The sequence below is a fragment of the Candidatus Thiosymbion oneisti genome (assembly GCF_004359955.1).
GTDB lineage: Bacteria > Pseudomonadota > Gammaproteobacteria > Chromatiales > Chromatiaceae > Thiosymbion > Thiosymbion oneisti.
In genome coordinates this window covers 66,813-86,756 of sequence record NZ_SMSC01000016.1, presented here as the reverse complement: position 1 = coordinate 86,756, position 19,944 = coordinate 66,813, and the positions used below count along the sequence as shown (strand labels likewise).

The window sequence follows — 19,944 nt, the reverse complement described above, 5'->3', positions numbered from 1 at the left end:
TATCCGAACCTTGCCGAGCTGCCGATGACCCCGGAGCTGGCAATCATCGGCACCCCACCGGAACCCGTGCCCTCCCTCGTGAGCGCACTCGGCAAACGGGGCACCCGGGCGGCGATCGTCTTGACGGTCGGCATGTCCGGTCGGTGTGACGAACAGGGAGAAACGACCCTAGAGGCCATGCTGGAGGCCGCACGGCCCTATAACCTGCGGATTCTGGGGCCCAACTCCTCCGGTCTGGTAATTCCGGAAATCGGTTTGAATGCCAGCTTTTTCCATCGCTCTGCGCTGCCCGGCAAGATCGCCTTCGTCTCCCAGTCGGGGGGGATGTGTACCGGCATCCTCGACTGGGCAAGTGCCAAGGGCATCGGCTTCTCACACTTCATCGCCCTGGGCGAATGTGCCGATGTGGGATTCGCCGAGGTGATCGATTTTCTGAGCATAGAGCCGTCCACCAGGGCGATCCTGGTGTTCATGAAAACGCTCGTCCATTCCCGCGGATTCATGTCGGCGGCGCGGGCGGCCGCTCGCAATAAGCCGGTACTCATCGTCAAGGCCACGGGCCATCCGGAGGCCACCTCCATCGGCTCAGCACCAGCCCGGACCAGGGTCCGATCGGATGCGGTTTACGCCGCGGCCTTTCGGCGCGCCGGGATGCTCCAGGTACAGGATACGGAGGAGCTGTTCGCGGCGGTGGAAACCCTGGCCCGCTCGGGTCCGCTCAGGAGCGACGATCTGACGATTATGACCAACAGCGATGGTACTGGAATCAGGGCCGTCGATTCCCTGAACCAAGGTGGTGGCAGCCTCACGCGCCTCACCGACGCGACCCTGGAGCAACTCGATGCCCTATTGCCGATGGTCCGGTCCCACGGCAACCCGGTCAACATCAGGGCCGACGCCACGGGCGAGCGCTATGCCGATGTCCTGCGGATCCTGGTCGCGGCCCAGGAGGTCGACACGATTTTGGTCCTGCACACCCCGACCGCCGTGACGTCCGGCATGGCGGCGGCCGAAGCGGTGGTCCGAGTCGTATCGGAAACCGGGGGCAACGTCCTGACCTGCTGGATCGGTGGGGAAACCGCGTTGCCGGCACGCAACCTGTTCGCACAGGCCGGCATCCCGAGCTATGGATTACCAGGCATCGCGGTACGTGCGTTCCTACATCGGGTACGCTACCGTCAAAACCAGGAACTGTTGATCCAAACGCCGCCTTCCGTACCCCGGACATTCGTACCCGCCACGGATGTGGCGCAGGATGCCGTGCGCAAGACCTTGGCTGCAGGCAAAACAGTCATGGCCGATCCCGAGGCCAAGGTGGTTCTGGCGGCATACGGCCTATCGACGGTCCCTACCCGGATCGCCGGAGCGCCGGCACAGGCCGCACAACTGGCCGCATCACTCGGCTTTCCGGTCGCCGTCAAGCTCCTCTCTCCCGATATTGCCAACCGCTCGGACGTCGGCGGTGTGGTCCTCGACCTAGACACGCCCCAGGCGGTGGTGGAAGCGGAGCAGCGCATCCGATCGCGGCTGCGGCGGCTGTTCCCAAAGGCCCAGGTCGCTGGCTTCTCGGTACAGAAGATGGTGCAACGCCCCGGAGGCCAGGAGTTGATGGCAGGTGTCGTTTCAGATCCCGTCTTCGGTCCCGTCATCCTGTTCGGCCAAGGCGGCTCCGCGGCGGATGTCATCGGCGACCTGGCTGTGGCATTGCCGCCGCTGAACATGCACCTGGCGCGGGAGCTCATGTCGCGCACCCGCATCCATAATGTCCTGCGGGGTTATCATGGCCACAAGGCAGCCAATATCGACGCCATCTGCCTGACCCTGGTCAAGCTCTCGCACCTGATCGTCGATATCCCACCCATCGCCGACCTCTTGATCAATCCGCTCTTCGCGGACGACCAAGAGGTGCTGGCCGTCGAGACGAGCATCCGCCTGTGGGCGGAATCCCCACCGTTCCACCACCGGCTGGCGATTCGCCCCTATCCTCAAGTGCTCGAGGAAGACTTCGCCCTCAGGACCGGGCCCCTGGTGCAGCTACGGCCCATCCGCCCGGAAGACGAGCCGGAGCACGCGGTCTTCTTCGCCAAGCTCCGCCCCGAAGACATCCAGCTCCGCTTCTTCGGGTCTTTCAGCAAGTTTCAGCACCCGGTGCTGGCCCGCTTCACCCAGATCGACTACGACCGGGAGATGGCCTTCATCGCCACCGCCCCCGACGCCGGCGGCAAACCGGAGACCCTGGGTGAGGTGCGGACCATAGCGGACCCCGACAATCTGGTCGCCGAGTACTCCATCATCGTACGCTCGGATCTAAAGGGAACAGGATTGGGGCGCAAGCTCATGAGCAAGATGATCGACTACTGTCGTTCGCGCGGGATCCGGAAGCTCACAGGCCATGTGCTGTGCAATAACCCGACCATGCTCGCGATGATCGGCGCCATGGGCTTCCACCGCAAGATCTCACCCGACGATCCAGAAGTCTTCGAGACCTGGCTGGATTTGCAGGAGGAGTAAAGTTTTCTGCCGACCACACCACGGAAATGGGGTCCGCTTTTAAATCCACAGATTACACAGATTTTCACAGATTATTTCGTTTCTCATCTGTGGAAATCTGTGTAATCTGTGGATTCAAAAAGAGCGTTGTAAGATGGGGAAAACGAAACCCCTACCCGCTGCAGACAGGTCTGCCACACCCATGGTTCCCGCTCTTAAGTCCGGGGTTATACCCCAGGGCAACCGAATGATAAATCGAAAAAACCCAGCGGGTTGCCAGTCTTTTGAACCACAGAGACGCGGAGAATGCAGAGGCAATGAAAGGCTGACTATCGCTTGGGCTCAGCCGGCCCGAAAACGCGCCAGCGTTTTTGGGGTCGGCTGTAGCCCCTTGTTGGGCTTTTATCGCATGATTTCACCGGTAGCTGCATTCAAGTAGATCTTGTTACTACTGCGCATCCCACCACAGTAAGTAAAGTAGATGGGCTTGCTTCTGTGATTGGACGATTTCATCCAGCCACCCATTTCACGAAAATCGTTAGCAGAACATTTACCAGAAGCGATTAGTTGATCAGCAACTATAGCAAATGCGTCTTTATAGATCCTGAAATCATCTGAACCTTTAACCAGAGCGTAATTTGCTGAAGCGGTTGCCGCGGGATCTGGCGGGCGTGTTGAGCTTAAATACTTAGCAGACACCCATTCGGCAAATTTGCCATTGTTGATGCCATTGCTAGATACGCATTTCTTATTGCTACTATCTACATAGTGACTAAGCCCATTGACGCACGAGGCATCATAATATTTTGTAATTCGAGCCCAGCCGGCTTTTTCTTCGAGAATGGTTGCCTTTTCACGGAATTTAAGAACCCCGACGATTCCGCACGTTGATGCTGGGCAAGTTCTCCTATTGAGATTATCGACAGTTACCCAGCCGTCTCGTGCAGCATAAGCAGGCATGGTCAGTGCCACCAATGCCGCAACCAGAATCAGTCTTTTCATTGCTTCCTCCATATTTGTGAAGCCCAACAGCTACCTGTCATTCACTACCCGTTCGGAAAGCTTCCTGCCGGTGCCGGCTTACTGCCCTTTGGCGTGCGGCGGCAACCGGATACCCCGGTCCTTGGGAAGAGATCGCCGGTGATGGGCCACTAGCACCGGCCTCCCGACGGGCACGAATCCGACGCCGCTTTGGATGGGAACCGGCCGCAAACCAAAGCGCCGTCGCCGCGCTGCGGGTGGAACGCCGCACCGCCGATTCCCGGCAAACACCGTGGCAGTAATGCGCACCGCTTGGTTCCAATCAGAGGCAGCGCTCTGCCGGCGCACTCCAAAGAGTCGGACAGGTTGCCCAACCGACTCGACTCGCTTACCGACAACAGCTTGTTGAGCAGAGATTATCATTCGGTTGCCCTGGGTTATACCCCTATGCCTACAAGGCCGATTCGAGGGCGGCGAGGAAGGTATCATTCTCCTCCGGACGCCCCACCGTCACCCGCAGGCAGCCCTCGAGTAATAGCTGGGTGCCATCGAGATTCTTGACCAGTACGCCGCTACGCTTGAGGGACTCGAAGAGCTCATCGGCCCGACCAGCGGGTACCTGTAACAGGATAAAGTTGGTCTCGCTGGGATATGGACGGACGCCATCCAGACCGGACAGCTCGGTGAACAAACGGGAGCGTTCTGCGCGGATCCGCTGTGTCTGTTCGTCGAGAACCTCCCTATGGCGCAGGGCGAAGATGGCACTTACCTGGGTCAGCACATCGATATTGTAAGGCAGTCGGAGCTTGTCGATCTCGGTAAGCACCTCAGTGGGTCCAGCCAGGTAGCCGAGCCGCAGCCCGGCCAGGCCCATCTTGGAGAGGGTACGCATTACCAACAGGTTGGGCCAGTCCCCCAGGCGCGGCAGGAAGCTGCGATCGGTGAAGGGGGCATAGGCCTCATCGAGGACGATCAGACCCGGCGCCGCCTCGATGATGCGCACGACGGCATCGGCATCGAACAGGTTCCCGGTCGGGTTGTTGGGATAGGCAATGAAGACGATGGCCGGCTGCTCCCTTGCCATGGCCGCCAGCAACGCCGGCAGATCGAGCGAGAAATCCTCGGCCCGCAGCGGAACGCCGACATACTCCATACCGGCAAACAGGGCGATCATCCGGTACATGACAAAGCCCGGATCCAGGGACAGCATCCTGCATCCGGGCCGCGCTACCGCCAGCGCCAGCATCTGGATCAACTCGTCCGAGCCATTGCCCAGCAGCAACCCCATTGCATCCGGGATACCCATAGACGCCCGCAGCGTCGCCCGCAGCTCGTCTCCGCGGGGATCCGGATAACGGTTCAGATGGACCGCCTGCAGCGCTTCCAGCCACTCCCGACGCAACCCCTCGGGCCAGGTATAGGGGTTCTCCATCGCATCCAGCTTGATGAGACCAGCGGCATCCGGGACCTGGTAGGCACCGAGGGACTGAATCTCCGGGCGGATCAGATGTTCGATCAGCTTGGACATCAATGCCATTAAGTTAAGCGTTACCGGTCGACAAAAAAGAGGAGAAACGACGCACCACGCGAATCCTCGCGAAATTGTCATCCCGAACCGAAGGGAGGGATCTTTTTCACGCCGCTTCGCGCGCTTCGTCGTTTTCTCTTCCGCATCCTGATCGACCACGACAAGCGGTCAGCAGCCAACTTAACGGCATTGACCTTGATCCCCGATCATGTTTCCGAAAACGCCGTAACTTTATGCCAACCCTTGAGTTCACCTTTGTATTCGTAACCTCGACTCTGCCAGAAATCTTCCGACATCTTAGGTGGGAAAAGGAAAAAGTCAGGTCTATATTCGGCCAGGATATAAGGAATATCCGTTTTCAGATGCCCGGGAAGATACTTTTTAAAATCCAACCTAGAAAGTGGTGGAATATCCATTCCGGCAATTGTCTTTTCATTGTATCCTAAAAGATCCACCATTCGAAAATCCGTAAAATAGGCTGGAACACCAGCCAAACCAGTCGCCACAATAGACGCCGGTTGTAACAAGGTTTGTAATTCCATAGATTTGCGAATAACCCAGTCATGACTGATACTATAAGCAGGGCGTTTGATAACGGTAAATTTCCTAAACTCTTCTCCAAAGTTCCAGGGAGACAGAAAAAAACCATTAAAAAACAAAGAAAAGATAAGTGAGACAAAAATTATCACAGCGCGATCCCGAGCTAGCGATGGTTTTTTTCTTTGATCTAAATAGTCCAATCCCTGGTTCAACAATGCGTTGAACAATACGAATAACATGGGCATAGCAACGGTGACAAATCGATTCGCGCCGACATTGGTATACTCCCAGACATCACCGCCGACATAGATCGAGTAACCGAAACAGATTCCGATAATCAAGAGCGGTAACCCGAGCTTTGGTCGGATCCGCACGAGCGGTAGGGTGCCGGCTATGATGAGAAGAAGGGGTATTGATATCGGAAGAAAAAAATTCTTAACGAAAACGTCCAGGCCTCTTAGAATACGAATCTCAAAAGGAACTCCCGTCAGCTTCAGGTAGTAGGTATTCGGAAGTAGCTCATGAAAATATACCCACCGGAAGATTGAATATGACACAATCGTCATACCGAAAATCGCAAAGCCGATCAACCAGGAACGCCTATTTACATGGATAAAGCCGGGTTGGTAAGCAATGAAACCGAGAATGACCAAAACCAACAGCATCATATCCATCCGTACCAGATAAGCAACCGCAAACAGCGAAAGTAGCGTAACGGGACTGGATTTCTTTTCGATTACACTGAAAGCAAGATAGATGGATGAAGTAACCAGGAGCACCTGTAATCCGGACTCCATCCCTTGTAAGGCCCAAAAGTTTAGGGGATAGTAAGAAGCGGTAAGCACAGCGGCCGGAAACCAGTATCTTTTCGCCCCGAAGCCGAAGTGAGTGACCATCAACTTACGTATCATCAATATGTTGAGGGCCAACAATATCATTGAAAAAACCTGAATGAACAGGCTTTTGTAGTTGAGCCCGACAGGTAATGCATTGACGGGGATCATCAGGAATGTCCACAGCGGTGTGGTAAATCCCTCCACGGGTTCTCCGAACCTGGCCCAATTGAGACCGTATCCATTGACCAGGTTCTTTGCGTACGCCATCGATATCATGGCGTCATCGAAAAGACAAAAATAGCGGATATCGTCGATCGTAAATGATGTTCTATAGATAAACCAAATGGACCAAGGAAAAAAGAATAAGAAAATCAGAATCGGACGATCGCTGTCGATAGCTGCCTTGAGCCAGCTGGATTTCATATCGATCAGTCCACGAACAGTGAGCTGACCGACTCCTCGTTCGAGATTCGGCGCATGGTTTCGGCAAGCAGTTCGCCGATACTCAGCTGGCGGATCTTGGAGCATGCGGCCGCATCCGGGCGCAACGGGATGGTGTTGGTAACCACCAGCTCATCCAGCAAAGACGCGGCGATATTCGAAACCGCCGACCCGGAAAGCACCGCGTGGGTGCAATAGGCAACCACCTGGACGGCCCCATGCTCCTTGAGCGCTGCGGCCGCCCGACACAAGGTCTCTGCGGTATCCACCAAGTCGTCGATCAGCACACAGGTGCGGCCTTTCACGTCACCGATGATGTTCATGACCTTTGCTTCATTGGCCCGTGGCCGGCGTTTGTCGATGATCGCCAGATCGGCATCGTCGAGCTGCTTCGCCAACGCGCGGGCACGCACTACACCGCCGACGTCGGGTGACACCACGAGCAGATCAGGATACTTCCGTCGCCAGATATCGCCCAAGAGGATGGGCGACGAATACACATTATCCACCGGTATATCGAAGAAGCCTTGGATCTGGTCGGCATGCAGATCCATGGTGAGGACGCGATCCGTACCGGCATGGCCGAGCATTTTGGCGACGAGCCGGGCCGTGATAGGCACCCGAGCCGAACGGGGGCGCCGATCCTGACGCGCATAGCCGAGATAGGGGATAACGGCCGTGATCCGCCTCGCCGATGCCCAACGCAGGGCATCGATCATCACCAACAGCTCCATCAGGTTGTCGTTGGTGGGCGCTCCCGTGGGCTGAACCACGAAAACATCGCGACCGCGAACGTTCTCCCGGATCTCTATCATCACCTCGCCGTCGCTGAATTGACCCACGACGGCCTTTCCCAACGGGACGTTCAGGTGAGTTGCGATTTCCGCGGACAGCGGCGGATTGGCGTTTCCGGAAAACACCATCATCTGGTTGGCGGACACGGCTGATTTATCCATCGACACAAGGGCCATCAACACAAAGGTCGTGAAGACCACAGGAGATCAAGGTTCAAGGACATTCCCGGCCTCGTACCGCACTGCCTTCCTGGATTTTCAAAATCGGATGACCGTTGGCCGCAACCCCCACGCACGGGCCGATCCGAAACGCGAGACAGGGGCAAGGGCAACCGAGTAGCTACCGCACTGCGAAAGACATGAAAAATAGCGCATCAATCCAACGCCGCCGCCGGGTAGTGGTAAAACCCTAACTGGTAGCGCAATGCCATTTACACAGCCTCTGGTAGTGGTAACTCTTTAAATGGTAGAGGATAGGTCCTGTTGACATTTCGTAGGATGGGCAAAGCCAGCGCCCGGCCAGCCGGGCTCGCGGCTGCGGTCATTCCACGGCGGTTTCCAAGCCGCGACGGCTTGGGAGGATGCACCCGGCGCGGCGTGCCCATCACCATAGTGGACTGTCTTCGCTTTATCTCGTCCTCGTTTTCTCGCCGAATGGTTACTCGCCGGAATTGAAGTAGAGCCCGGCATTGGGATCGCTCCAGCCAGGCGGTGCAAAGACCACGGTCTCGCCCTTAGACAGGTCAATTGTGCCGATTCCGCTGGATTGCACGCTGAAGGCCACCGCTGCACCCGTACGAGTGACGATTTGGCCCGTCAGCTTACAGGGAGAATAGAGGTCATTGACCAGAAACCGCTCCGGGGCCATTCGAATGTCGTTCAGCCATGCGACTAGCGCCTCTTCAGTTGGACGAAACCCGGCGCACGCAGCTTCGCCCGCATCGGTGTAGGCCTCCACTACGATCCAAGCGGCGTTGCCTGCGTTCGGTCCGGCGCTCGAAATGGCGATACCCTCCTCGAACGGGAGTGCGTCGACGGGCGCGCCCAGATATGGGGTAACTAAGGCGAGATGCGCGGGCACCGTCCCAGCACGCTTGTCGTTATGGGACAAATCCCCGTCGGCGAGGTCAGGTCCGCTGCTCACCGCTACATACGCGATACCAATAGCGAGACCAAGGCTGAGGACGATAACCGTGAGTTTCCTTTGTTATCCAGCATTAAAGGGTCGCGGCAGGGACCTTGGACCTCAGGCGGCAGGCATCTCGGTGGCGACATAGGGGTCTCTTATCTAACCGACATATGGCTGGGGCGCCAGGATTCGAACCTGGGTATGCAGGGATCAAAACCCTGTGCCTTACCGCTTGGCGACGCCCCAAGGGGTTAAACCCGGCTCACTTCCGAGAGCGGCGAACGATTCATTCCGCGGGCGACGAAGGCGGAGAAGCGCGGCGGGGCCATCGAGCAGGCGGCACGCGCCTGCGCCACCGTCGCAAATGTGCAGAACACACAGGCACCGGTTCCGGTGAGCCGCGGCCGACCGACGGTAGCAAGCCAGTCCAAGGCCGCTGAAACCTCAGGATAGCGTCGTCGCACGACCGCCAAACAGTCGTTCCGATCATCGCCGGCAATGAAGTTTTTTATTGTGATTGGAGCCGAATTCCTTGTCAATTCTTCGTCTGAGAAGACCGCAGCGGTGGCCACCTCACACTGCGGTACCAGCACTAGATACCAAGGCTCCGGCAGATCGATGGGGGTCAGCACCTCGCCGATCCCCTCCCCCCAGGCCGCATGCCCGTAAACGAAAATCGGGACATCCGCGCCCAGCATCAAGCCGAGTTCGGTCAGTTCGGATTCGGAAAGGCCCAGATCCCAGATTCGGTTCAATGCCACCAGGGTCGTCGCCGCATCCGAGCTGCCGCCACCCAACCCACCCCCCGGAGGCAGCTGCTTCTCCACTCGGATATCGACCCCAAGACCGCTGCCAGCCCGATCCCGGAGCAAGCGGGCCGCACGCACCACCAGATCGGATTCCTCCGGGATCCCGGCAAGGTTCGATGTGCGCCTGATCCGACCGTCGTCGCGCGGCTTGAAGAACAGCCGGTCTTGCCGGTCGATGAACTGGAACACGGTCTGCAGGCGATGATAACCGTCGGGACGCCGCCCCAGGACCCGCAGCATGAGATTGAGCTTGGCCGGGGCGGGCCAGGGATGCCTGAGCGGAGGGGCGGTCATCAAAGCCTGTCTGGCTTGCGTGTTTGTGGTCTTAAGTGGTTCGAAATGACTTTCGCGACACCCTCGGGGAAGAGGGGGCATAACAGCGGCCGCTCGAAGCCTTAATAGAACAGCCGTAAATTAGACAGGCTCTCTTAAGGTTGAGAGTCCGAACGCGTAAAGTTGTAGCGGCCGATCAAACGCAGGAGATATTCATGGTCCGGCTCCCGTTCCCGGGCCGCCTCCCAGATACTCCGTGCCTCGTCGTGCCGACCCAGGGTCCAGAGCACTTCGCCCAGGTGCGCAGCGATCTCGCCGTCAGGCATCAGGGCCAGGGCTTTGCGCAGATACTCCAGGGCCTGTTCCGGATTACCCAACCGGAATTGGACCCAACCCATACTGTCGAGTATGGCAGGATCGTCCGGCTTCAGGGCCAAGGCGCGTTCGATATAGGACAGGGCCTCGGTAAACCGCTCGGTCCGATCCGCTAGGCTGTAGCCGAGGGCATTGAGGGTCTCGGCGCTGTCCGGATCCTCGGCGAGGATGGCCTTGAAATCGCTTTCCATGATATCCAGCCGATCCAGCGAGGAGGCATGCAGGCCACGCGCGTAGAGGAGATCATGATCGCCGGGGAAGGCCTCCAATGCCTCGTCGTAAACTGCCATTGCCGCGTCCGGTCGGTCCAGCTCAATCAGGACCGTACCCTCCACCAGGTAAATCATCGGCGCATCTTCGGGCCATTGGTCGCGCAGCTGCTGCAGGAGCTCGCGCGCGCGCTCCACCTCCCCCTGCTTGGCGCGCACCAGCGCAACCCGCACCCCGGCATCGACGGCGTGCTCGCCCCCCACCTTGCGGTACCAGGACACGGCGGCCTCCGGATTATCCGCCAGCTCTTCCACCTGCCCAAGGTAATAGGCGGAGTCGCCCCGACGCTCACCGGTAGCGTGCAGCTGAATGAGGTAATCGCGGGCGGCTTCCAGATCTTCCAGCTGCAGTGAAAGGATGCCCAGCGCAAACAGGACATCCGGCGCCTTCGGCGCATTGCGCAACATCTGCTCGAATAGGCTACGGGCATGGGAAAACTCCCGCTCGTCGATGAGCAGCTGCGCATAGAACAGGCGTAGCCTCTGGTCGTCGGGGCTCTCGTTGACGAAGGCCTCCAGGACCTGGCGCGCCTGCTTGCGATCACCACGCTTCAGGAGCAATTGGACCAGGAAAATACGCGGCAGATTCCAACCCGGACGCAGATCCGAAGCCCGCTGCGCCGCGTCCACCGCTTCCTCGTGCCGGTCGGCGCCGGCAGCCACGATGGCCCGGGCAAACCAGGCCTCGGCGCTCTCCGGTTCCTCGGAAGTCAGGGTCTCCATGAGCTTCAAACGCCGCTCCGGAAGCTCCAGCTTGGAGACCAGGTGGGCCGCTCGACCATAGCCATCCCCACCCTCCGCCGCCGCCAGTGCGATGATACGCCGCAAGTGTTCCATCGCGGCGGGCACGTCGTCGGCCTTGAGCCGCGCGTAGGCCGCCAGCTGGTGGGCACCGATCGCCTGGGGAGCCAGGTCGAGCCACAGGTCCGCGGTCTGCTGCATAGCCGTGGCATCGTTGAGGGTGAGGGCCGCGTTGGCTGCCAGCTCTGCCAATCGGGGAAGCCGGGCCAAACGCGCGCCGTGCAGGAAATGGGTGAAGGCCATTTCCTGCTCACCGCGCTGTGCGGCGATTTGCCCGACGAGAACGGCGTAGATGAGCTCCACCCTCAGCCCGGAGGGGCGCACGGTCTTCGGAAGTTGCACCACGGCCTCCGGCACCCGATCCGGCTTGGCCCCAACGCCGGCGAAGCGTTGAGCATCAGCAATAGGGGACAGCCCGGCGCCGTCGGCAACCGACGATAGGAGCAGGAGGAAGAAATAGAAGCTGAATCGGTTTTGCATATGAGGTCATATAAACCGAACGCGCGTTAACGAATTGAGTACAGTATAACCGTTAAATTCCCAGTTAAAAGTCCAATGATGGAGACGCTTCGAGGACGCCTTCAAGGGCACTTTGAAAAACACGATTTTCGTCTAGGGCATATCTCAACAATCAGTAGCTTAGGGTCGTTTGATTAGTGAGAATACCTGTTTTTCATATGAGTCGCACGGGCGCCACTTGCATAGAGGCCGCCGATGCCAAAGAATCAGAAGCTGTCTGGTTAAAATGGATCCGAGCGTCGGGTTGCGTTACGCCGCGTTCGGCGCCGTGCCGGTCCGGGCGCGGTCCTGGATTATTTGGCGTTGGTTGTGGGATCCGGCGTGTTGGGTTACGGCGCGTTCAGCCCTGTCACTGGGCTTCGGGATCGAACCGCGCGCCTAACCCAACCTACACTTAACGCGAGGCCGCGCGGGGGTAATCTGGGTGTAGGTTGCGTTGAGACGCCGGTACGGGCCTGGCCGTCGATCAATGAGCCGTTGGGCGTCGAAACGCAACCCGTCAAACCCTGTCCCGACGCAGGAGGGATCTTTCCCCCCAAACCGCACCGAATCATTCAGGATTGCTTTTAACCAGACAGCTTCTCAAAGTAGGTTCCTTCCCAAAAGTATTTGTAAAAGATGGCGATTCTGGCAGTCGGACTCAACCACAAGACCGCCCCCGTGGCAATGCGCGAACGCGTCGCCTTCGGACCGGACATCCTGGTGGGCGCCCTGCGCAGTCTCACCGAGCTCGCACCGATCTGTGAGGGACTCATCCTGTCCACCTGCAACCGCACCGAGATCTACTGCTCCATGCACACTGGGGCATACCGGGGCATGCCGAGGAGCCAATTACTGACTGGTTGGGGCGATTCCACGGACTGGACCCGGCGCACCTCGAGCCTTACCTTTACACGCGGCTGGACCGCGAGGCGGTCTCGCACCTGCTGCGAGTGGCCAGCGGACTCGATTCCATGGTACTCGGCGAGCCCCAGATACTCGGTCAAGTGAAGACGGCCTTTCAAGTAGCCAATGACAGCGGAGCCACGGGCAAACTGCTCGGCAGACTGTTTCAAAACGCCTTTGCGGTGGCAAAGCAGGTGCGCACGGATACCGCCATCGGCAACAGCCCGGTCTCCGTGGCCTTCGCGGCAGTCAGCCTGGCGCGGCAAATCTTCAGCGACCTGAATGACCAAACCGCCCTGCTCGTCGGCGCCGGTGAGACCATCGAGCTCGCCGCGCGTTACCTCCACCAACACCGGATCGGGCGCATCCTGGTCGCCAACCGCACGGTCGAGCGCGCCCACGGCCTGGCCGTCCGGTTCGACGGCTTCGCCATCGCCCTGACCGAGGTGGCAAACCACCTCCCGCAGGCGGATATCCTCATCACCTCCACTGCCAGCCCGCTGCCCATACTCGGTAAGGGAACCGTGGAGCGGGCCCTCAGACAACGCAAGCATCGACCCATCTTTATGGTGGATATCGCCGTGCCCCGCGACATCGAACCGGAAGTGGGTGAGCTCGACGACGTCTATCTCTACACCGTGGACGATCTGCGGGACCTGGTGGCGGAAGGCCTGCGCTCGCGCCGCGAGGCCGCCGAACAGGCCGAGGAGATCATCGGCTTCCATACCGAGGAATTCCTCTGCTGGCTGCGTTCCCTGGATGCGGTGACCCTGATCCAGGGCTACCGTGACCGTGCCGAACGCCTGCGCGATCAGGTGCTCACCAAGGCCCGGCGCCAACTCCAAGGCGGCAAGCCCCCCGAGGAAGTCATCGGCTTTGTGGCGCACACCCTCACCAACAAGCTCCTGCACGGACCCAGCGTCCGCCTGCGACAAGCCGGACGGGAGGGCCGGGAGGAGCTGTTGGCGGCCGCCAACGAGCTCTTCCGACCCCACGAAAAATCGGGTTCTTCCTTATGAATCCCTCCATTCGCCACAAGCTCGATCAGCTCACGGACCGCTGCGGCGAGCTCACCGCCCTGCTGGCCGATCCACAGATCCAGGAAGACCAGCGACAGTTTCGCGAGCTGAGCCGGGAATACGCCCAGCTGGGGGCCGTGGTAGCCTGTTACCGGCGCTATCGGCAAATCGAGGATGCAATCGCTGGCGCCGAGGAGCTACTGGCGGACCCGGAGCTGGCGGACCTGGCCCGCGAGGAGATCGCTGCCGGCACCGCACGGCGCCAGACCCTGGAGCCGGAGCTGAAACGACTGCTGGTGCCCCCGGATCCCCACGACCAACGCAACGTCTTCCTGGAGATCCGCGCCGGCACCGGTGGCGCGGAGTCAGCCCTGTTCGCTGCCGATCTGGCCCGCATGTATCTGCGCTTCGCCGAGCTCAGAGGCTGGTCGGCCGAGCAGATGAGCGAGAGCCCCGGCGAGCTCGGCGGCTACAAGGAGACCGTGCTGCGTATCAGCGGCGGCGGCATCTTCTCGCACCTCAAATTCGAGGCCGGCACCCACCGCGTCCAACGGGTACCCGAGACCGAGTCCCAGGGCCGTATCCACACCTCGGCCTGCACCCTTGCAGTGTTGCCCGAGGCCGAGGCCATCGACGACCTGGCGCTCGACGCCAAGGACCTCCGCATCGACACCTATCGCGCCTCCGGCGCCGGCGGCCAGCATGTGAACAAGACCGACTCGGCGGTGCGCATCACCCACCTGCCCTCCGGGATCGTGGTGGAATGTCAGGATGAACGCTCCCAGCACAAGAACAAGTCCCGTGCCATGTCCCTGCTGCAATCCAAGCTACTGTCCCAGGCCCAGGCCGCCCAAGTCGACGAGCAGGCCCGGTCCCGCCGGCTACAGGTCGGCAGCGGTGATCGCTCCGAGCGCATCCGTACCTACAATTTCCCGCAGAACCGGGTTACCGACCACCGCATCAACCTGACCCTGTACAAGCTCGAAGAGATTATGACCGGACAGCTGGACCAGGTCATCGACCCCTTGATCCAGGAATACCAGGCGGAGCAGCTGGTGGCCCTGATGAGGGCTTGATCTAGGTTCTGTTGACATCCAGCGAGGCTTTGCCTCAGACCGACGAGGCATGAATTTTTTTGCGCGGTGCGGATAACAACCGGAAACGAGAACCACGGATGAACACGGATCGACACGGATGGAGACCAATCCGTGTTGATCCGTGTCTATCCGTGGTTCGATCTAAGGAGGGTGCAGATTAGGCTACAACACCCCAGCGGTCCGCACAGCGGACCATACAGTCAGGCAGACTTAGCGTAGGGTCCGCTGTGCGGACCTTCCGAATGTCAACAGGCTCCAGGCACACCGATGACGCGCAGCGCAGGCCAAGCATTGGAAGGGTACTGCGGGAGGCCACCGCAGCGCTGGCGGCGCTACCCCAGGCCTCCCCTCACCTGGAGGCGGCATTGCTGTTGTGCGATGCGACCGGGCACACGCGTACGGAGCTCCTGGCCTGGCCGGAGGCCGAGCTCGGCGAGGCAGACCTGGCCCGCTTCGAGGCCCTGATCCAACGCCGCCTCGCCGGCGAACCCATGGCCCATATCCGCGGCCATCAGGCATTCTGGACCCTGGATCTGGAGGTCACCCCGGATACCCTGATTCCGCGCCCGGAGACGGAACTCTTGGTGGAGCTGGCGCTGGAACGGCTCCGCGCCGACGCACCGATCTTGGTCCTGGACGCCGGCAGCGGGAGCGGCGCCATCGCCGCCGCACTGGCCTCCGAACGACCCGCCTGGACCCTGATCGCAACCGACCAGGATATGGGAGCCGCCCGCATGGCCGGCAGGAACTTCCGCACTTACGCACTTAGGAACGTGCACGTTGTCAGTTGCGACTGGCTGGCGCCCATCGCCGAGCGGTCCCTGGACGCTATCGTCGGCAACCCCCCTTACCTCCCCGCTGCGGATCCCCACCTCAGGCAGGGCGATTTGCCTTGGGAACCGCGCAGGGCCTTGGCTGCTGGCCCCGACGGGCTCGACGCCATCCGCATTTTGGGCGCGCAGGCGGCCTCCCGGCTCCGACCCGACGGATTCATTGCCTTAGAGCACGGCTTCGACCAAGGACCGGCGGTGCGAATGATCTTCAATCAGCATGGTTTCGAGGACATCCGCACCCATCCCGATTTCGGTGGCCGGGAACGGGTTACTACGGGACGGCTGCCCGTGTGAGAAGCTGTCTGGTTAAAAGCAATCCTGAATAATTTGGCGCGGTCTGGTGTACCGAACTTTCTTTATCCACAGATTGCGCAGATTTCCACAGATTAAGAACGAAACAATCTGTGAAAATCTGCGTAATCTGCGGATTGAAAAGACGCCTTCGTGGGCAACACCAATGCGGAAATAAAACGACGAAGTGCACAAATCGGCGCGAAACAGATCCCTCCCTTCGGTTCGGGATGACAATTTCGCGCGGATTCGCGTGACTCGTAGTTTCTCTTCTTTTTTGTCGACCGGTAACCTTTAACTTAATGGCATTGGGTTAGACCTTGTCTGTCCCATCCGTTTTATCGGATTCCTCGATTTTTACTGTTTACGGGCATGCAACCGGTTAACTGGGTGTAGGGGCCGGACGATTATTTCCGGAGAAAAAGCGCAATACAACGTAACCTAATATACCGGATGCAAGCGAACCAGACAGAATGCCCAATCTGTCATCTACGGCGAAATCAGGGCCGCCTTGCTCGAATGCGAGCGAACCGACAAACAAGCTCATTGTGAAACCGATTCCACAGAGTAAGGCGACGCCATAGAGCTGCACCCAACCGACGGCTTGAGGCATCTCCGATATCCCCAGCTTTATCGCCAGCCAACTGAAGCCGAATACGCCGATTTGATTGCCGACAAAAAGGCCTGCTGCAATACCAAATGGAACCGGATGGAGCATGGATTCCAGCGTAATGCCTTCAAACGAGATACCGGCATTCGCAAAAGCAAATAGCGGCAAGACACCATAAGCGACCGCTGGGTGAAGGTCGTGCTCCAATCTTTCCAGCTGGGTGTGGGTTTCTCCCGCCTCTCGCTTGAAGGGGATGAAGAAGGCAGTCAACACGCCCGCGAGCGTTGCATGTACGCCGGACTTGAGCACTGCCGCCCACAATACCACACCAATCAGCATATAGGGTGCCAACCTCAATACACCGCTGCGATTCATGATGAACAGGCCGACGATGGCGATTACAGCAAGCAGCAACGAAGAAAACGACAGATCGGCGGTATAGAACACCGCGATAATGATGATGGCGCCCAGGTCATCGATTATGGCCAGGGTCATGAGAAACAACTTCAGGGATTGTGGTATCCGGCTGCCAAGCAATGCAAGTACCCCTAATGCGAATGCGATATCCGTAGCCGAAGGGATTGCCCACCCTTTCATGGCTACCGGATCACCCCAATTTATCGAGGCATAGATCGCGGCGGGGATAGCCATACCGCCTACTGCTGCAATAATAGGCAAAACAACGCGAGAAGGATCGGATAGTTCACCGGCCAGGAATTCTCGCTTTACCTCAAGGCCGATAAGGAAGAAGAAAATGGCCATCAGGCCATCGTTTATCCAGAGCAGCAGCGGTTTAGCAATTTCAAAATCACCGATTTTGATCTCGACCGGAGTGCCGAGTAATGCATCATAGAGGTATTTTGCCGCCGAATTTTCGACCACCATAGCCAGCGAAGCAGCAATCAGGAGCAGAATTCCACTGGCAGACTCCAGGCGCAGAAATTCTTTTAATTTATCGATTACCATATCTCTTTGTGGCTTGGTGTCTTTGTGCGATGTTTGTGTGATGCGGGAAAAGGCGGGACGCGGCGCGCCGGCCAGCGCGGTAATCGCGGTGCCAGGTGGCCGCGCCTTTCCCGCCCTACGCGGGCTGGCAGATCGTAAGTCCGTACTACACCGTGCCCCCCACCCACGCCTCGCGGAACCGATGCAGGGGTCCGCAGCTCCGGTTGCTTGATCCTCACCCAGGTCGAACGATCTGTAGCACATCGACGCCTTCAGGTCCATCTGTATTGGACAAGACCATTGGTAATGTCCCAAAATTAGATGTTCCCAACAGTCGAAATTACCGGAGAAGACAACCATGTCCGATAAGCCGATGAGCGAGAGTCGTCGTGATGCCATCAAAGCGATGATGGGAGGCCTGGCCGCTGTCCCGCTGATGAACCTGGTCGGTATGGCAGCCGCACAGGCGAAAGATCCGGAGAAGGAAAAAAAGGAGAAAGCAGATCTACCCCATCTCGACGAAGAGAAAGATCCTACGGCACTTGCCTTAGAGTACAGGCATGACGCCACTGTCGAGTATAAGCCTAAGCCAAAGGACGGAGAGAAAGAGCCAAAGGCGCCAAAGGTGCCAATGGCACCGAAGGGTCAAACCTGCGCTAACTGCATGTTCATCCAGGACGGTGCCGGTGATTGGCGTCCCTGCCAACTCTTCCCGGGCAAGGCTGTCTCCATGAAGGGTTGGTGTGCCTCCTGGGCGAAGAAGCCGGGCGCATAAAAGCCGCAGGCGTTTCCTCCTGGACGAAGAAAAGCGGGGTTTCGGCCTCGCTTTCTGTTTGGCCCTTTTGGATTCCGGACTGCTTTGAAGTGCGCCGGCTTAAGCGGCGCAGCCACATCGAATCTCAGCGACGGGGGATACCAGCAGCGTTTGCCGGAAACCTGAGCATCGGGTTCCACACGCGCCGCCGCGAGGGCGCTTTCCGCTGGTCGCAACGCCTTATAGGTCGCCAAATCCAAAGCGGCGGCGGTCGGGCACTCCATGGCCGACCCTGCGGTCATGTCGGGCACTGCGGACTCCAGTCGGTACCGGGGTGAGGTTGCCGCCGCCCTCCAAAGTTTCCGCTGACCACTTCGGTTCGCTGCGCTCACCACACCCTAGGGTCGCGCCGGGGGTGGAAACAAGAGGGGGATTCACGAAATGGTAATGAGGTTGCTATAGAATCCCAACCCTAGGCCGTAGCAATACGGGTTCGCATCCATACACCAAGTGTGAGGTTTTTATGAAGAAGACGCTGATTGCCGCCGCCGTTATGGCCGTCGCGGCCCCTTTCGCCACCCAGGCCCTGGCCCGCGACACCGTTAACATCGTTGGTTCCTCGACCGTGTTTCCCTTTGCGACCACGGTCGCCGAAAACTTCGGTCGCACAACCAAGTTCAAGACCCCGAAGATCGAGTCCACCGGCTCCGGTGGCGGCCTCAAGCTGTTCTGCGAGGGGGTCGGCGTCAAGCATCCCGACATCACCAACGCCTCGCGCCGCATCAAGGGTTCCGAGTTTGATACCTGTAAGAAGAAGGGGGTCAAGGAGATCGTCGAGGTCAAGATCGGCTACGACGGCATCGCCATCGCCAACGCCAAGGAGGCCGTTAAATTCGACCTGACACCCAAGGACATCTTCTTAGGGTTGGCCAAGGACGTGCCCGACCCGAAAGGCGGCGATAAGCTGGTAGCCAACCCCTACCGGACCTGGAAGGAGGTCAACCCTAAACTGCCCGACGCCGGGATCGAAGTCCTGGGTCCACCGCCGACCTCGGGTACACGTGATGCCTTTGTCGAGCTGGCGATGGAAGCCGGCTGCAAGCAGTTCGACTTCATCAAGGCCATGAAGAAGCAGGACAAAAAGAAGTACAAGGCGATCTGCCACGGGGTGCGTGAAGACGGTCGTTACGTCGAAGCGGGTGAGAACGACAACCTGATCGTCCAGAAGCTCAAGGCCAATCCGACGGCGCTGGGTATCTTCGGCTTCAGCTTCCTGGATCAGAACATCGACAAGATCAAGGGCTCCAAGATCAAGGGTGTCAAACCGACCTTCGAGACCATCTCTTCCGGCAATTATCCGATCTCCCGCTCCCTGTACTTCTATGTCAAAAAGGCCCACGTGGGTACCATTCCGGGCATCGAGGAGTACGTGAAGGAGTTCACCAGCGAGAAGGCCTGGGGGGACGAGGGCTACCTCACCGACAAGGGCCTGATCCCGCTGCCCAAAAAGGAGCGTGACAAGGTGGCCAAATCCGCCCGGGCCATGGAGCCGATGAGCAAGCCTTAAGAAGAAATAACTCCGAGGTTCGGGTCCGGAGTTAGACCCTAAAGAACCGCCGGCGGTCCCTGGGCCGCCGGCTTTATTTTTTGGCTCGTTCCCATGCTCCAGCGCCTACCTGGGCGTCCCTGCACGCAGACAGGCACGCAAAACAGGCTCCCACGCCG

13 protein-coding genes, 1 tRNA gene and 1 pseudogene are annotated in these 19,944 nt (G+C 59.0%); 6 read left to right on the top strand and 9 right to left on the bottom strand.

The window, feature by feature from the left end; genetic code table 11:
• Positions 1–24: 24 nt before the first annotated feature.
• Positions 25–2,511 carry a bifunctional acetate--CoA ligase family protein/GNAT family N-acetyltransferase gene (locus tag E1958_RS11090; protein WP_243725260.1) on the top strand — a complete coding sequence of 829 codons (2,487 nt, stop codon included), beginning with the start codon at positions 25–27 and terminating at the stop codon, positions 2,509–2,511.
• 381 nt (positions 2,512–2,892) lie between these two features.
• On the opposite strand, the gene E1958_RS11085 is transcribed toward E1958_RS11090, so the two are convergent.
• From E1958_RS11085 to E1958_RS11050, 8 genes are all read right to left on the bottom strand, one after another.
• Entirely contained in the window at positions 2,893–3,492 is a 600-nt protein-coding gene (locus E1958_RS11085; protein ID WP_089728384.1) for an SH3 domain-containing protein, read from the bottom strand.
• Between the two features lie 430 nt (positions 3,493–3,922).
• On the bottom strand, positions 3,923–4,999 hold the full coding sequence (gene hisC, locus E1958_RS11080) for a histidinol-phosphate transaminase (protein ID WP_133511952.1): 1,077 nt from the start codon (positions 4,997–4,999) through the stop codon (positions 3,923–3,925).
• A gap of 206 nt (positions 5,000–5,205) precedes the next feature.
• A complete protein-coding gene (locus E1958_RS11075; RefSeq protein WP_133511928.1) occupies positions 5,206–6,903 on the bottom strand; it encodes a hypothetical protein in 1,698 nt (565 codons plus the stop codon).
• Positions 6,804–7,742, bottom strand: a complete 939-nt coding sequence (locus tag E1958_RS11070; RefSeq protein ID WP_207787904.1) for a ribose-phosphate diphosphokinase — start codon at positions 7,740–7,742, stop codon at positions 6,804–6,806. The genes E1958_RS11075 and E1958_RS11070 overlap by 100 nt, the downstream gene beginning before the upstream one ends.
• 526 nt (positions 7,743–8,268) lie before the next feature.
• A complete protein-coding gene (locus E1958_RS11065) occupies positions 8,269–8,754 on the bottom strand; it encodes a hypothetical protein (RefSeq protein WP_133511926.1) in 486 nt (161 codons plus the stop codon).
• Positions 8,755–8,910: 156 nt separating this feature from the next.
• Positions 8,911–8,985 (bottom strand) — tRNA-Gln (locus E1958_RS11060).
• A 5-nt stretch (positions 8,986–8,990) separates the two neighbouring features.
• On the bottom strand, positions 8,991–9,842 hold the full coding sequence (gene ispE / locus E1958_RS11055; protein ID WP_133511925.1) for a 4-(cytidine 5'-diphospho)-2-C-methyl-D-erythritol kinase: 852 nt from the start codon (positions 9,840–9,842) through the stop codon (positions 8,991–8,993).
• 134 nt (positions 9,843–9,976) lie between these two features.
• Positions 9,977–11,746, bottom strand: coding sequence for a tetratricopeptide repeat protein (locus E1958_RS11050; protein WP_133511924.1), 1,770 nt, complete (start codon positions 11,744–11,746; stop codon positions 9,977–9,979).
• Between the two features lie 657 nt (positions 11,747–12,403).
• Between E1958_RS11050 and hemA the strand changes: the two are divergent.
• The 3 genes and pseudogenes from hemA to prmC all read left to right on the top strand — a co-directional run bounded on the left by hemA (position 12,404) and on the right by prmC (position 15,913).
• Positions 12,404–13,689 (top strand): annotated as a pseudogene (gene hemA, locus E1958_RS11045) (glutamyl-tRNA reductase).
• Positions 13,686–14,765: a peptide chain release factor 1 gene (gene prfA, locus E1958_RS11040; protein ID WP_133511923.1), complete on the top strand. Its 1,080-nt coding sequence runs from the start codon at positions 13,686–13,688 to the stop codon at positions 14,763–14,765. Before hemA ends, prfA begins: the two are co-directional and overlap by 4 nt.
• A 263-nt stretch (positions 14,766–15,028) precedes the next feature.
• A complete protein-coding gene (gene prmC, locus E1958_RS11035; RefSeq protein ID WP_133511922.1) occupies positions 15,029–15,913 on the top strand; it encodes a peptide chain release factor N(5)-glutamine methyltransferase in 885 nt (294 codons plus the stop codon).
• Positions 15,914–16,292: 379 nt separating this feature from the next.
• On the opposite strand, the gene nhaA is transcribed toward prmC, so the two are convergent.
• The gene (nhaA, locus tag E1958_RS11030; RefSeq protein WP_133511921.1) at positions 16,293–17,486 is read right to left on the bottom strand and encodes a Na+/H+ antiporter NhaA; all 1,194 of its coding nucleotides are present in this window, start codon (positions 17,484–17,486) and stop codon (positions 16,293–16,295) included.
• A 337-nt stretch (positions 17,487–17,823) separates the two neighbouring features.
• Here nhaA and E1958_RS11025 point away from each other — a divergent pair, with 337 nt between their 5' ends.
• Positions 17,824–18,240 carry a high-potential iron-sulfur protein gene (locus E1958_RS11025; RefSeq protein ID WP_089728364.1) on the top strand — a complete coding sequence of 139 codons (417 nt, stop codon included), beginning with the start codon at positions 17,824–17,826 and terminating at the stop codon, positions 18,238–18,240.
• A gap of 502 nt (positions 18,241–18,742) precedes the next feature.
• Complete coding sequence (locus E1958_RS11020) at positions 18,743–19,786, top strand: PstS family phosphate ABC transporter substrate-binding protein (protein ID WP_133511920.1); 1,044 nt, start codon at positions 18,743–18,745, stop codon at positions 19,784–19,786.
• Positions 19,787–19,944: the final 158 nt, after the last annotated feature.

Bases quoted from the DNA above. Each gene is read 5' to 3' on its own strand.
- E1958_RS11090 (WP_243725260.1), top strand. From the start codon at position 25: ATGACCCCGGAGCTGGCAATCATCGGCACCCCACCGGAACCCGTGCCC.
- E1958_RS11085 (WP_089728384.1), bottom strand. From the start codon at position 3,492: ATGAAAAGACTGATTCTGGTTGCGGCATTGGTGGCACTGACCATGCCT.
- hisC (WP_133511952.1), bottom strand. From the start codon at position 4,999: ATGTCCAAGCTGATCGAACATCTGATCCGCCCGGAGATTCAGTCCCTC.
- E1958_RS11075 (WP_133511928.1), bottom strand. From the start codon at position 6,903: ATGCTCCAAGATCCGCCAGCTGAGTATCGGCGAACTGCTTGCCGAAAC.
- E1958_RS11070 (WP_207787904.1), bottom strand. From the start codon at position 7,742: ATGATGGTGTTTTCCGGAAACGCCAATCCGCCGCTGTCCGCGGAAATC.
- ispE (WP_133511925.1), bottom strand. From the start codon at position 9,842: ATGACCGCCCCTCCGCTCAGGCATCCCTGGCCCGCCCCGGCCAAGCTC.
- E1958_RS11050 (WP_133511924.1), bottom strand. From the start codon at position 11,746: ATGCAAAACCGATTCAGCTTCTATTTCTTCCTCCTGCTCCTATCGTCG.
- prfA (WP_133511923.1), top strand. From the start codon at position 13,686: ATGAATCCCTCCATTCGCCACAAGCTCGATCAGCTCACGGACCGCTGC.
- prmC (WP_133511922.1), top strand. From the start codon at position 15,029: ATGTCAACAGGCTCCAGGCACACCGATGACGCGCAGCGCAGGCCAAGC.
- nhaA (WP_133511921.1), bottom strand. From the start codon at position 17,486: ATGGTAATCGATAAATTAAAAGAATTTCTGCGCCTGGAGTCTGCCAGT.
- E1958_RS11025 (WP_089728364.1), top strand. From the start codon at position 17,824: ATGTCCGATAAGCCGATGAGCGAGAGTCGTCGTGATGCCATCAAAGCG.
- E1958_RS11020 (WP_133511920.1), top strand. From the start codon at position 18,743: ATGAAGAAGACGCTGATTGCCGCCGCCGTTATGGCCGTCGCGGCCCCT.